Below are 14,529 nucleotides of genomic sequence, written 5' to 3' on the forward strand. Positions count from 1 at the left end.
TTACGTTAAAAACTTTCAGAGTATAGCAGTTTTTAGTCGATAAAAAAATATGCGAAAAACATCCTCAAAACTGACCGCACTTTCCCGCCAGACTGACAAAAAACGATTGCGCAAACGTTTACTTTTAAATGATTTACTATAAAATAGCACATCTTTTTGATTATTAACCTAGGGGACTTTATGTCAAGTTTAGAAAAAACCTTTGAACTCAGTAAACGCGGTTCAACGGTTCGTCAAGAAATCATTGCGGGTTTAACCACCTTCTTAGCCATGGTGTATTCCGTGATTGTTGTGCCTAAAATGCTTGGTGATGCAGGCTTTCCGGCTGAATCTGTCTTTATCGCAACCTGTTTAGTGGCAGGTCTTGGTTCGATCTTAATCGGCTTTTGGGCAAATGCGCCAATGGCGATCGGCTGTGCCATTTCATTAACCGCTTTCACCGCATTTAGCTTAGTGATAGGTCAACATGTTTCTATTCCTGTGGCATTAGGTGCCGTATTCCTCATGGGTTTAGTGTTCACCTTAATTTCTGCAACAGGTATTCGTTCATGGATCTTACGTAATCTACCGTCAAGCATTGCGCACGGTGCAGGGATCGGGATCGGCTTATTCTTACTTTTAATCGCCGCAAATGGCGTAGGCTTAGTGGTCGGCAACCAAGCGGGTTTACCGGTTAAATTAGGCGATTTCACCTCTTTCCCAGTAATGATGTCTTTAATCGGTCTTGCATTTATTATCGGCTTAGAAAAAATGAAAGTGAAAGGCGGGATTTTATGGGTCATCATCGCGATTACTATCGTAGGTTTAATCTTCGATCCAAACGTAACATTCAATGGTCAAATCTTCAAAATGCCAACCTTTGGTGAAAACTCACTTTTCTTACAATTAGATCTCCAAGGTGCATTACAACCTGCCATTTTACCGATTGTCTTTGCTTTAGTGATGACAGCGGTATTTGACGCAACAGGTACTATTCGCGCAGTTGCAGGACAAGCTGACTTATTAGACAAAGACGGACAAATCATCAACGGTGGTAAAGCCTTAACCTCTGACTCTGTAAGTAGCTTATTCTCAGGCTTATTTGGTACTGCGCCAGCAGCCGTTTATATCGAGTCTGCAGCAGGGACAGCCGCAGGCGGTAAAACGGGTATCACCGCTATCGTCGTCGGCGTATTATTCTTATTAATGTTATTCTTCCAACCACTTGCATTCTTAGTGCCAGGTTACGCAACTGCGCCAGCGTTAATGTATGTGGGCCTATTAATGTTAAGCAATGTGAGCAAATTAGACTTCGATGATTTCGTAGGCGCAATGAGCGGCTTAGTTTGCGCGGTATTCATCGTTTTAACGGCAAACATCGTAACCGGTATCATGCTTGGCTTTGCGGCATTAGTTATCGGTCGCATCGTAAGTGGCGATGTGAAAAAACTCAACATCGGTACAATTATCATCGCCATTGTACTTGTCGCATTCTATGCTGGCGGCTGGGCGATTTAATTAAATGCATCTTGATAAGGCGAATGAATGGTTCGCCTTTTTTATTTTGTGTATTAAAAACAATCGAAAAACCAACCGCACTTTTACTTTACAAATCCCTAAATCCGCCTAAAATACAGGCCTTTAATACGGCTTGCCAAAAGCAAGCTACTGACCTGAAATCAGACAAGAGAACATTATGACAACCCCATTTAAACCTGAATTACTCTCCCCTGCGGGCTCCCTTAAAAATATGCGCTACGCCTTCGCGTATGGCGCAGATGCCGTTTATGCAGGCCAACCACGTTACAGCTTACGTGTACGTAACAATGAATTTAATCATGCCAATTTAAAAATCGGGATTGATGAAGCCCATGCACTTGGCAAAAAATTCTATGTAGTGGTGAACATCGCACCGCATAACTCCAAGCTCAAAACCTTTATCAAAGATTTACAACCTGTGATCGACATGGGCCCCGATGCCTTAATTATGTCTGACCCAGGCTTAATCATGTTGGTGCGTGAAAACTTCCCGGATATTGATATTCATCTTTCTGTACAAGCAAATGCGGTAAACTGGGCAACGGTAAAATTCTGGAAGCAAATGGGGTTAACGCGTGTGATTTTATCGCGCGAATTATCAATCGAAGAAATCGCTGAAATTCGCCAACACGTGCCAGATATCGAACTCGAAATTTTCGTACACGGTGCGTTATGTATGGCGTATTCTGGTCGTTGCTTGCTTTCAGGCTATATCAACAAACGCGACCCAAACCAAGGCACTTGTACCAATACTTGCCGTTGGGAATACAAAATGGAAGAAGGCACCACGGATGAAGTGGGTAACATCGTGCCGAAAATCGATCCCGCTCAACAAATCGAAGTGAAAAATGTCGCACCAACCTTGGGTGAAGGTGCGGTAACAGATAAAGTCTTCCTTTACACCGAATCACAAAAGCCAGATGAACAAATGACGGCGTTTGAAGATGAACACGGCACTTACTTTATGAACTCAAAAGATCTGCGTGCAGTACAACACGTGGAAAAATTGACCGCACTTGGTGTGCATTCTTTAAAAATAGAAGGCCGTACTAAATCATTCTATTACTGTGCTAGAACCGCACAAGTTTACCGCAAGGCCATTGATGATGCGGCTGCGGGCAAACCATTTGATGAAAGCTTAATGGATACGTTGGAATCCCTTGCTCATCGTGGTTATACCGAGGGTTTCTTACGTCGTCATACGCACGATGAATACCAAAATTACGAATACGGCTACTCTATTTCTGAACGCCAACAATTTGTCGGTGAATTTACCGGTAAACGTAACGAACAAGGCATGGCTGAAGTGGCGGTAAAAAATAAATTCTTGCTTGGCGATGAAGTAGAAATGATGACCCCACAAGGCAACATCGTTTTTAAAATTGAAAAAATGCTCAATCGCAAAAACGAGAATGTGGAAGCCGCACTTGGCGATGGCCACTTTGTGTTCTTAGATGTGCCACAAGATATCCAACTTGATTATGCGTTGCTAATGCGTAACTTGGTCAACACCAACACGCGCAATCCACACAATTAAATTGTTAAAAAAATGTTGCATTTGTTAATAAGTGTACTATAATACACTCCATACCTGATTTGTTAATTCAACAACTCATAGTATGACTCCAAATATTTTGCCCTTTCACTTTTTTGAAAGGGCTTTTTTTCTTGTTCTTTCCTCCGAATAGCTCTAGACTATGCCCCATTTTTAGCTTTCATTATTTATAATTATGCGTGTTTCTGACTTTCATTTTGACTTACCTGATGAGCTGATCGCTCGTTATCCTAAAGAAGATCGCTCTTCTTGCCGTTTGCTACAACTCAATGGCGAAAACGGGGAAATTTCTCACCGCACTTTTACTGATGTATTGGATTTAATCGACGAAGGTGATTTATTGATTTTTAACAATACGCGCGTGATCCCTGCTCGTATGTTTGGTCGTAAAGCCAGTGGCGGGAAAATTGAAGTGTTGGTTGAACGCGTATTAAGTGAACATCATTTTTTGGCGCATATTCGTTCATCAAAAGCTCCGAAAGAAGGTGCTGAATTATTTTTAGGTGAAGATAAGCTCGGTGAAAATAATGGCGTAAAAGCGATTATGGTCGGTCGTCAAGATGCCCTTTTTGAGGTGGAATTAGCGGATAAAAGTCGCAATGTACTTGATGTGTTACAAGAAATCGGTCATATGCCTTTGCCGCCTTATATCGATCGCCCTGATGAAGAAGCGGATCAAGAATGTTATCAAACCGTATATAACAAAGTGCCAGGTGCAGTGGCTGCACCAACAGCTGGTTTGCATTTTGATGATGAGCTTTTACAAAAATTACACGAAAAAGGCGTTAATTTTGAATTTGTAACTTTGCATGTGGGCGCCGGTACATTCCAACCCGTACGTGTTGAAAATATTGAAGATCACATTATGCACGCGGAATATGTGGAGCTTTCTCAAGAAGTCTGCAATGCCATTATTGAAACGAAAAAAGCGGGCAAACGTGTGATTGCGGTAGGCACAACATCCGTGCGTTCTGTTGAAACCGCCGCCCTATCAGCAGAAGAAAATGGCAACCCAGATTTAATTGAACCTTATTTTTCAGATACGTCCATTTTTATTTACCCAGGCAAATCATTCCGTGTGGTGGATGCGTTGATTACCAACTTCCACTTGCCAGAAAGTACATTGATTATGTTGGTGTCTGCCTTTGCAGGCTTTAGCCACACCATGAATGCCTATAAAAGTGCGGTCGAAAATCGCTATCGTTTTTTCAGTTATGGCGATGCAATGTTCATTACCCAAAATCCCAATGTGAAAGGCTTAGAATAAGTGGTTTGACTTATTTTCAACCAACTCATAAAATACCTATCAAGAAGCCTGTACTAACAGGCTTTTTTATTGAACAACAACCTACGAACTGTTTATTCGTTAAGGAAAAAAATGAAATATGAATTAGATAAAACCAGCGGTAGCGCACGTCGTGGTCGCTTGGTATTTGAACGTCCTCAAGGCACGTTCAGCGTAGAAACCCCTGCATTTATGCCAGTGGGTACTTATGGCACAGTAAAAGGCATGACACCAGAAGAAGTGCGTGCGACAGGTGCAGAAATTTTATTGGGTAACACGTTCCATTTATGGCTTCGTCCAGGTCAAGAAGTGATGCGTAAACACGGTGATTTACATGACTTTATGCAATGGCATCGTCCGATTTTGACTGACAGTGGCGGCTTCCAAGTATTTAGTTTAGGTAAATTACGTAAAATCACCGAAGAAGGCGTAAAATTCCAAAATCCAATTAATGGTGAGCGCATTTTCCTTTCACCTGAAAAATCCATGGAAATTCAATATGATTTGGGTTCTGACATCGTGATGATTTTCGATGAATGTACGCCTTATCCAGCGACTTTTGATTATGCGAAAAAATCCATGGAAATGTCCCTTCGTTGGGCAAAACGCAGCCGCGATCGCTTTGATGAATTAGGCAATAAAAATGCGCTATTCGGTATTATCCAAGGCGGCGTGTTTGAAGCATTACGCAAAGTCTCATTAGAAGGCTTAGTGAATATTGGCTTTGACGGTTATGCGGTGGGCGGTTTAGCGGTAGGCGAACCCAAAGAAGACATGCATCGTATTTTAGAATACATCTGCCCACAAATCCCGGCTGACAAACCTCGTTATTTAATGGGCGTGGGTAAACCAGAAGATTTAGTGGAAGGCGTACGTCGTGGTATTGATATGTTTGACTGCGTAATGCCAACCCGTAATGCACGTAACGGCCATTTATTCGTGACAGATGGTATTGTTAAAATCCGTAATGCAAAATACCGTGATGATACTAGCCCGTTAGATCCTGAATGTGATTGCTACACCTGTAAAAACTACACCAAAGCGTATTTATATCATTTAGATAAATGCGGTGAAATTTTAGGTGCGCGCTTAAATACCATTCACAATTTACGCTATTATCAACGTTTAATGGCGGAAATTCGTCAAGCTATCGAAGACGATCGTTTTGATGATTTTGTGGTGGAATTCTATGCTCGCATGGGCAAACCTGTTCCACCATTACAATTAGCGGATAAATCATAATTGATGAAAGTGCGGTAGAAAAATGAAATGTTTTTTGACCGCACTTTTTAACAAAGGAAACCCTATGCAAATCCTTGAACCTCAACAATTTGCCACTTGGAATGAGCCGATTGATATGCTTTATGCCTGTCATAGCAAGGTGAAACGCTTTTGCAAGCAGCTCACTATTCTTCCTGGCTATTTAGAAAAGAATGGCGTGAATCAAGCTGTATTAAATGATGTGAAAACCATTTTGCAGTATTTTAATCACGCGGCGCCCCTTCATCATGATGACGAAGAAAAAGACTTCTTTCCCGCTTTAATTGAAAAAGCGCCTCAAGCGAAAGAATCAGTAGATGAATTAGAACGCCAACATGTTACTTTGCATGAAACTTGGGCAAAACTTTCTGAACAGTTAGAGGAATTGATTGCAGAGAAACGCACTGATGTAGATGAAAGGCTGATTACGCTGTTTGTGGCGAGTTATGATAGACACATTGCTCTTGAAGAGCCGTTATTTGAGCTCGGTAAGCAATATTTATCAGCAGAACAACTGACAGCGATGGGCAAAATTATGTTTGCTCGTCGCCAAGCTTAAATCATGAAATATCAATTAGATTTGACCGCACTTTCCTGCCCGATTCCGCTTTTAACAGCGAAGAAGGCTTTAGCAAATTTAGCGCCAAATGATGAATTAGTATTGCAATTAAATCGTCAAAGTGCGGTGGAAAATTTTGTTGTTTTTTGTGAAGAAAATCAATGTGAATTAGTGAATCAGCATTGGCTTTCCGAACAAATCTTCGAAGTTTGCTTGAAAAAAATCAATTAATCCTAAAATTCTGGTTGTTATTGCCTTCATCGGCTTTTACTGAATGCCGTTTTATGGTATTTTACGCACACTTTTAACTTTTCATTTATAAGGAAAACACAATGGAAGCACAAAGCCCAATGTCCACGTTATTTATTTTCGTGATCTTCGGTTTAATTTTTTATTTTATGATTTACCGCCCACAAGCGAAACGTAATAAAGAACACAAAAAATTAATGTCTGAATTAGCGAAAGGCACTGAAGTATTAACCGCTGGTGGTTTGATTGGTAAAATCACTAAAGTAACCGAAGGTGCTGAAATTGTTATCGCGTTAAACGATACCACTGAAATCACGATTAACCGTAACTACATCGTTTCAGTATTACCGAAAGGTTCTGTAAAATCTCTCTAATTTAAATTCCTAAAGGGAAAACTATGTTAAATCGTTACCCATTATGGAAGAATCTAATGGTGATCCTTGTGGTCGCCATTGGTGCTTTATACTCTCTTCCAAATATCTATGGTGAAGATCCTGCGGTGCAAATTTCCGGTACTCGCGGACAACAAGCAGACACCACCGCATTAACTGAAGTACAAAATGTACTAAAAGAAAATAACCTTCCAACTAAATCTATCGTTCTTGAAAATGGCTCTATCTTAGCCCGTTTCACCAACACAGATGACCAACTTCTTGCCAAAGATAAAATTTCAGAAAAACTTGGCACTAACTACACCACCGCATTAAACCTTGCACCGGCAACACCGGCTTGGTTAAGCAGCATTGGTGCAAATCCAATGAAATGGGGTTTAGACTTACGTGGTGGGGTACGTTTCTTGATGGAAGTGGACATGAATTCTGCTTTGGCTAAACGTCAAGAACAATTACAAGACACATTACGTGGCGAATTACGTAAAGAAAAAATTCAATTTACCGCAATTAAAAACGGTGACAAATTTGGTACAACGGTCACATTAGAAAACGCTGATCAAATGTCAAAAGCGGCGCGTATTATTCGTCAATTACACCCAACATTAGACGTGTCTGACATTGGTGACAACACCTTAAATCTTGCACTTTCTGAAGCGTCATTGACAGAATCACGTAACTTAGCGATCGAGCAAAACTTAACGATTTTACGTAAACGTGTCGCTGAATTAGGTGTAGCTGAAGCGGTTATCCAACGTCAAGGTGCAGAACGTATCGTAATCGAATTACCGGGTGTTCAAGATACGGCGCGAGCAAAAGAAATCTTAGGGGCGACTGCAACACTAGAATTCCGTATTGTGAATTCATTAGTGAATCCTGAATCAGCAGCACGTGGCATGTTGCCTTCTGACACAGAAATCAAATATGACCGTCAAGGTAGACCTGTTGCACTTTACAAACGTGCTGTATTAGGTGGTGAGCACATCATCAACTCAAGCTCAGGCTTAGACCAAAACACCAGTACGCCACAAGTAAGTGTAACCTTGGATAGTGAAGGCGGCGAAATCATGTCGCAAACCACCAAGAAATACTACAAAAAACCAATGGCAACCTTGTATGTAGAATACAAAGACAACGGTAAAAAAGACGAAAATGGCAAAACCATTTTAGAGAAAAGTGAAGAAGTGATTAACGTTGCTACTATTCAAGGTCGCTTCAGTTCTAACTTCCAAATTACAGGTGTAAGCAGTTCTGCAGAAGCACAAAACCTTTCTATGTTATTAAAATCAGGTGCATTAATCGCGCCAGTGCAAATTGTTGAAGAACGTACAATCGGTCCTTCTCTTGGTGCACAAAACGTAGAACAAGGTATCAATGCAAGCTTCTGGGGCTTAATTGCCGTTATTGTCTTCATGCTGATTTACTATAAAATCTTCGGTATTATCGCAAGCTTTGCATTGGTGATTAATATCGTTTTATTAGTCGGTTTGATGTCTATCCTACCAGGTGCAACACTCACCATGCCAGGGATTGCGGGTATCGTATTAACCCTGGGGATGTCGGTGGATGCCAACGTACTTATTTTTGAGCGTATCAAAGAAGAGATTCGTAATGGTCGTCCAATCCAACAAGCCATTAACGAAGGTTATAACGGTGCATTCACCTCTATCTTCGATGCGAACTTAACCACAATTTTAACGGCAATCATTCTTTATGCTGTGGGTACCGGCCCAATTCAAGGCTTTGCGGTAACTCTTGCATTAGGTGTGGCAATTTCAATGTTTACAGCAATTACCGGAACACGCGCTATCGTGAACTTCCTATACGGCGGTAAACGTCTTGAAAAATTATCAATTTAGGTAGGATAAGATGAGATTATTTGCAAAAGATAAAAACGGACATTTTATCCGTGAAGTGAATGGGATTAAATTGCCATTCCCTCTCACTGAATTTATGAAAGTGAGATTTGTAGGGTATGCATTTTCCGCAATTTTAATGGCGATTTCCCTCTTCTTCATTGTGACAAAAGGCTTCAACTGGGGCTTGGACTTTACCGGTGGTGTGGTATTTGATACGCACTTCTCACAACCGGCTGATTTAGAGAAAATCCGTGGCACATTAAATCAAAACGGGATTGCAAGCCCAATTGTACAAACAACCGGTTCTGTACAAGACGTGATGATTCGCTTACCGGCTGACAATAACGACTCTGCGATTGGTGATCACGTTAAAAGCATGCTCCAAACAATTGACCCTAATATTCATATTAACAGTATCGAATTCGTCGGCCCGAACGTCGGTGAAGAGCTGGCTCAAGGTGCGGTTTATGCAACCCTTGCGACCTTGGCAATGATGTTAATTTACGTGGGTTCACGTTTTGAATGGCGTTTAGGTTTTGGTGGTATTGCCTCACTTGCGCATGACGTGGTGATTACACTCGGTGTATTCTCTGCATTACAAGTCGAAATGGATTTAACCTTCGTGGCGGCGATTCTTTCCGTTGTAGGTTATTCTATCAACGATAGTATCGTGGTATTCGACCGTGTGCGTGAAAACTTCCGTAAAATTCGCCGTGTAGAAACCATCGATATTATTGATATTTCCTTAACGCAAACCTTATCGAGAACCATCATGACATCTCTCACAACGCTTCTTGTTGTGATTGCCTTGTTCTTCTTTGGTGGTCCATCAATTCATAACTTCTCATTAGCGTTATTAATTGGTATCGGTTTCGGTACTTATTCATCAATCTTTATCGCGATTGCGATTGCTTATGATATCGGCCTACGCCGTGAACATATGATTCCACCAAAAGTGGATAAAGAAGTAGATGATTTACCTTAATCTATTAAACATCAGATAAAAAGAAAGCCACCATAACGGTGGCTTTTTTATTGCTAAAATTATGACATTTTATGACCGCACTTTAGTCGTTTACATCACCTAATAAAGCCGCATATTTCTTCGTTGATTCTGAGCTTTCCAAGGTAATTTTAAACGCCATTGTCAGCGGCACTGAAAGTAACATACCGACCGTACCGAGCAACCATCCCCAGAAAAGCAACGAAAAGAATACGACCAAGGTAGAAAGCCCTAAAGTTTTTCCCATCATTTTTGGTAATATTATTGAACCAATCACAATATTTGATGCAATGATACCAGCTGTCACGCCCATACCCACACCAAATCCATTCAGCAATAACGCTTGGACAACAATCGGCACGGCTGCAATAATCGAACCAATATTTGGAATGTAATTTAATAGGAAGCTTAAGGTTGCCCATAAAATCGCATATTGGACATCCATTACATCCAACAAAATCCACGTCGAGACGCCGGTAAGCAGACTAATCACCGTTTTCACACCAAGATAACTAATCACACCATCTAAAATACGATCGATGTGATGTTCTTCCGCGACAACATCATGTTCATTATCACTTAAAACTAAAGCAAGTTTATGCTTCATGGTTGGCGCTTCAAGCAGCATAAAAATCACCGCTAAGATCAACACAAAAACATTCGTCACCACGCCAGAAAAGTTTAATAATAAACGGCTCACAAAGTTCATGATCACACTTGGATCAAAATGCTCCATAATGGCTTCGCGAGAAATCACAATCGGCAATTTCAGTTTTTGAGCTAACGCCATGACGTCATTTATACGTTCCGAAAGCAGCACTTTATATTGAGGAATCGAGCGTGTGAATTCCTGCACGCTGCTGTTAATTAATCCCACCAGGAAAAAGAATACGATTAAAATTAAGATAAACAACAAGGCTATGGCGATGCCATGTGGCACTTTGCGTTGTGTCATCGCTTTAATCACTGGCGAACAAATAATGGCGATAAATAATGCCAATAAAAAAGGCACGACAATCTCCGCCGCCAGTTTAATTCCCGCAAACACAATCACTAAAGCCGCCATTGCGACTAAAGTGCGGTTAAAATTTAAGTTTTTTTCCACTAAATGGCTTCCTCATTTTCTTCGCCTGTACGAACACGGATCACGCGTTCTACATCATAAACAAAGATCTTCCCATCACCGATTTTCCCTGTTTGGCAAGTTTCAACAATGGTTTCAAGGCACTGTTCAAGTAAATCATCCGGCACGACAATTTCCATTTTCACTTTAGGTAGAAAATCCACCATATATTCCGCACCGCGATAAAGCTCTGTATGCCCTTTTTGGCGACCAAAACCACGGACTTCAGTCACGGTCATTCCGCTAATGCCAATATCAGATAAATTTTCACGCACATCATCTAATTTAAATGGCTTAATAATGGCTTCGATTTTTTTCATTTTATTTCTCCAAATTTTCACGGCGTGCGGCTTTCGGGCGGAAGCTCGCAATCACTTCTGGTTTCGTATCAATATAAATACCGTCGATTAATTGCAAGCAGTAAGGCACTGCACTAAAAATCCCTTTCACTAAGACCTTGCCTTGCTCATCTTTCACGCCTTCTAAGGTTTCTTTGATGGCTTTTGGCTGACCTGGTAAATTCAAGATTAGACTGTTTTTACGAATCACACCAACTTGACGAGATAAAATTGCTGTTGGCACAAAATGTAAACTCACTTGACGCATTTGCTCACCAAATCCTGGCATTTCACGATCAGCTACTGCTAACGTTGCATCAGGTGTCACATCACGTTTTGCAGGTCCTGTACCGCCCGTTGTGAGCACTAAATGACAATGGTGCTCATCCACTAATTCTTTCAGCGTTTGTTCGATTAATGGTTGCTCATCTGGAATTAATCGCGTTTCCACTTCAAAAGGATCCACCAACGCTAGCTCTAACCATTGTTGTAATTCTGGAATCCCTTGATCTTGATACACACCACTTGATGCACGATCTGATACTGAAACCAAACCAATTTTTAAAAGTGCGGTCATTTTTTTCCTCATTTTTATACGCAATACACAGCGTCATTCTACCCTATTTTATCTTTTACCAAAGCATAAAAAAGCCATTTAGCTTTCACTAAATGGCTTTCATTTTACAAATTATTGTCTGGCTTGAACTTTGCCATCCACATAATCCACTGTGACCACTTTACCTGGTAATAATTGACCAGATAGAACTTGTTGTGCCAAGCTGTTTTCGATCTCTTGTTGAATTGCACGTTTTAATGGACGCGCCCCATAAATTGGGTCGTAACCCACTTCACCAATGAAATCTAATAACGCTTCAGTAAACACTAATTCGTAACCGCGAGTTTCCATACGTTTTGCTAAACGTTCTAATTGGATGCTTGCAATCGCACGGATATTATCTTTACCAAGTGGGTGGAATACCACAGTTTCGTCAATACGGTTGATGAATTCCGGACGGAAATGTTGGCTCACCACTGACATCACTAAGGCTTTCATTTCACCATAGCTTTCGTCTTTGCTACCTTGGATTAAATCAGAACCCAAGTTAGAGGTCATAATCACCACGGTGTTACGGAAGTCCACTGTACGACCTTGACCATCAGTTAAACGACCATCATCCAATACTTGTAATAAGATATTGAATACGTCCGCATGTGCTTTTTCCACTTCATCCAATAAAATCACCGAATATGGACGACGACGCACCGCTTCCGTTAAGTAACCACCTTCTTCATAGCCGACATAGCCTGGAGGCGCACCCACTAAACGAGATACGCTGTGTTTTTCCATAAACTCTGACATATCAATACGAACCATCGCATCTTCACTGTCAAAGAGGAATTTCGCCAAGGTTTTGCAAAGCTCGGTTTTACCTACACCCGTTGGTCCTAAGAATAAGAATGAACCAATTGGGCGGTTAGGATCAGAAAGCCCTGCACGGCTACGACGAATCGCGTTCGCTACGGCATCTACTGCTTCTTCTTGACCGATCACACGTTTGTGCAATTCTTCTTCCATGCGTAAGAGTTTTTCTTTCTCGCCTTCCATCATTTTAGAAACAGGAATACCTGTTGCTTTAGAAAGCACTTCCGCAATTTCTTCATCAGTCACACGATAACGTAATAGGCTCATTTCTTTGCCTTCACCAGTTTCAGCGGCAGCAAGTTGTTTTTCCAATTCTGGAATACGACCGTATTGAAGCTCAGACATTTTACTTAAATCGCCAGCACGACGCGCTTGCTCCATTTCAGTTTTCGCTGCATCTAACGCTTGTTTGATGTGTTGAGAACCAGAGAGTGCTGCTTTTTCTGACTTCCATACTTCTTCAAGTTCGGCATATTCACGTTCTTTATCAGCAAGCTCTTTTTCTAACATTTCTAAACGTTTACGGCTGGCTTCGTCCTCTTCTTTTTGTAATGCCTGTTGTTCCAATTTTAATTGGATGATACGGCGCTCAAGACGATCGAGCGGCTCTGGTTTAGAGTCAATTTCCATACGAATGCTAGAAGCAGCTTCATCGATTAAGTCGATGGCTTTATCCGGCAATTGACGATCGGAAATATAACGATGTGAAAGTGTTGCCGCTGCTACGATTGCTGGGTCAGTAATATCTACATGGTGATGGATCTCATAACGCTCTTTCAAACCACGTAAGATCGCAATGGTATCTTCTACACTTGGCTCATCCACAAAGACTTTTTGGAAACGACGTTCAAGTGCCGCATCTTTTTCGATATATTGACGATATTCGTCTAGTGTTGTTGCCCCCACACAGTGTAATTCACCACGTGCTAAACTTGGTTTTAATAAGTTACCGGCATCCATCGCACCATCAGTTTTACCTGCACCAACCATGGTATGAATTTCATCAATAAAGAGGATCACGCGACCTTCTTCTTTTGATAATTCATTTAAAACAGCTTTTAAGCGCTCTTCAAACTCACCGCGGTATTTCGCACCGGCAATCAAAGCACCCATATCTAAAGAAAGTACACGTTTGTTTTTTAAGCCTTCAGGTACTTCACCATTAACAATACGTTGTGCCAAACCTTCCACGATAGCAGTTTTACCAACACCAGGCTCACCGATTAATACTGGGTTGTTTTTGGTACGACGTTGTAATACTTGAATCGCTCGACGAATCTCTTCATCACGGCCAATAACTGGGTCGAGTTTGCCACTTTCAGCACGAGCTGTTAAATCAATGGTATATTTTTCAAGAGCTTGTCTGCTTTCTTCTGCATTTTGATCGTTCACGCTTTCTCCTCCACGAATATGTTGAATCGCTTGTAAAATTTGTTCTTTTTTCGCACCACATTTTTTCAAAATGTCATTTAATGCGCCACGCTCTTCAAGCGCTGCCAATAAGAACAATTCACTGGAAATAAATTTATCTTGTTTTTGTTGTGCTAATTTGTCACATAAATTCAATAAGTTGAGTAATTGACGAGAAATTTGTACGTCACCGCCGTTACCTGACACTTGTGGCAATTTATTCAATTCTGCGTTTAATTCATTACGTAATAACGACACATTCACGCCACTTGCTGTCAAAATAGGTGCAATTGAACCGTCTTGTTGATTTAAAAGTGCGGCCAATAAATGCACTGGTTCGATAAACTGATTATCTTTACCAAGCGCTAATGACTGTGCTTCACTGAGTGCTTGTTGGAATTTAGTGGTAAATTTTTCAATATTCATATCTTATCTTCTCCTGCATTAAATACTCGGGGTCATCCCCTTTATGAGTAATTAGATAAGACCCTTTTTTGGTATTTCAAGAGAAAAAATCGACAATTTTTAATTTTTTCTATCAAATTTTACTTCTTGATA

The 14,529-nt window shown here is 40.9% G+C and carries 13 protein-coding genes; 9 read left to right on the forward strand and 4 right to left on the reverse strand.

Annotated elements, in window-relative coordinates:
* Positions 1-180 precede the first annotated feature (180 nt).
* The 9 genes from HMPREF2750_RS03315 (at position 181) to secF (ending at position 9,659) form a co-directional block, all read left to right on the forward strand.
* Entirely contained in the window at positions 181-1,497 is a 1,317-nt protein-coding gene (locus HMPREF2750_RS03315; protein WP_005700018.1) for an NCS2 family permease, read from the forward strand.
* A 178-nt stretch (positions 1,498-1,675) separates the two neighbouring features.
* Positions 1,676-3,055 carry a prephenate-dependent tRNA uridine(34) hydroxylase TrhP gene (gene yegQ / locus HMPREF2750_RS03320; RefSeq protein WP_070582560.1) on the forward strand — a complete coding sequence of 460 codons (1,380 nt, stop codon included), beginning with the start codon at positions 1,676-1,678 and terminating at the stop codon, positions 3,053-3,055.
* Positions 3,056-3,248: 193 nt separating this feature from the next.
* Positions 3,249-4,340 carry a tRNA preQ1(34) S-adenosylmethionine ribosyltransferase-isomerase QueA gene (gene queA / locus HMPREF2750_RS03325; protein WP_070582561.1) on the forward strand — a complete coding sequence of 364 codons (1,092 nt, stop codon included), beginning with the start codon at positions 3,249-3,251 and terminating at the stop codon, positions 4,338-4,340.
* Between the two features lie 111 nt (positions 4,341-4,451).
* Positions 4,452-5,600, forward strand: a complete 1,149-nt coding sequence (gene tgt / locus HMPREF2750_RS03330) for a tRNA guanosine(34) transglycosylase Tgt (protein WP_070582562.1) — start codon at positions 4,452-4,454, stop codon at positions 5,598-5,600.
* Between the two features lie 64 nt (positions 5,601-5,664).
* Positions 5,665-6,177 carry a hemerythrin domain-containing protein gene (locus HMPREF2750_RS03335; protein ID WP_032827434.1) on the forward strand — a complete coding sequence of 171 codons (513 nt, stop codon included), beginning with the start codon at positions 5,665-5,667 and terminating at the stop codon, positions 6,175-6,177.
* A 3-nt stretch (positions 6,178-6,180) separates the two neighbouring features.
* Positions 6,181-6,408, forward strand: coding sequence for a sulfurtransferase TusA family protein (locus tag HMPREF2750_RS03340; protein WP_005697892.1), 228 nt, complete (start codon positions 6,181-6,183; stop codon positions 6,406-6,408).
* Between the two features lie 101 nt (positions 6,409-6,509).
* Positions 6,510-6,800, forward strand: coding sequence for a preprotein translocase subunit YajC (gene yajC / locus HMPREF2750_RS03345; RefSeq protein ID WP_005695468.1), 291 nt, complete (start codon positions 6,510-6,512; stop codon positions 6,798-6,800).
* A 23-nt stretch (positions 6,801-6,823) separates the two neighbouring features.
* Positions 6,824-8,674 carry a protein translocase subunit SecD gene (gene secD, locus HMPREF2750_RS03350; RefSeq protein ID WP_032827432.1) on the forward strand — a complete coding sequence of 617 codons (1,851 nt, stop codon included), beginning with the start codon at positions 6,824-6,826 and terminating at the stop codon, positions 8,672-8,674.
* A gap of 10 nt (positions 8,675-8,684) precedes the next feature.
* Complete coding sequence (gene secF, locus HMPREF2750_RS03355) at positions 8,685-9,659, forward strand: protein translocase subunit SecF (RefSeq protein ID WP_005697896.1); 975 nt, start codon at positions 8,685-8,687, stop codon at positions 9,657-9,659.
* Positions 9,660-9,741: 82 nt separating this feature from the next.
* Here secF and HMPREF2750_RS03360 read toward each other — a convergent pair whose 3' ends face one another.
* The 4 genes from HMPREF2750_RS03360 to clpB all read right to left on the reverse strand — a co-directional run bounded on the left by HMPREF2750_RS03360 (position 9,742) and on the right by clpB (position 14,397).
* The gene (locus HMPREF2750_RS03360) at positions 9,742-10,782 is read right to left on the reverse strand and encodes an AI-2E family transporter (RefSeq protein WP_070582563.1); all 1,041 of its coding nucleotides are present in this window, start codon (positions 10,780-10,782) and stop codon (positions 9,742-9,744) included.
* Positions 10,782-11,120, reverse strand: coding sequence for a nitrogen regulatory protein P-II (glnB, locus tag HMPREF2750_RS03365; protein WP_005697836.1), 339 nt, complete (start codon positions 11,118-11,120; stop codon positions 10,782-10,784). Before glnB ends, HMPREF2750_RS03360 begins: the two co-directional genes overlap by 1 nt.
* Before the next feature lies 1 nt (position 11,121).
* Positions 11,122-11,715, reverse strand: coding sequence for a molybdopterin adenylyltransferase (mog, locus tag HMPREF2750_RS03370; protein ID WP_070582564.1), 594 nt, complete (start codon positions 11,713-11,715; stop codon positions 11,122-11,124).
* Positions 11,716-11,826: 111 nt separating this feature from the next.
* Positions 11,827-14,397 carry an ATP-dependent chaperone ClpB gene (gene clpB, locus HMPREF2750_RS03375; RefSeq protein WP_070582565.1) on the reverse strand — a complete coding sequence of 857 codons (2,571 nt, stop codon included), beginning with the start codon at positions 14,395-14,397 and terminating at the stop codon, positions 11,827-11,829.
* Between the last annotated feature and the right edge of the window lie 132 nt (positions 14,398-14,529).

Origin of the sequence: Haemophilus sp. HMSC066D02 (assembly GCF_001810545.1) — a bacterium.
In the GTDB taxonomy this organism is placed as follows: domain Bacteria; phylum Pseudomonadota; class Gammaproteobacteria; order Enterobacterales; family Pasteurellaceae; genus Haemophilus_D.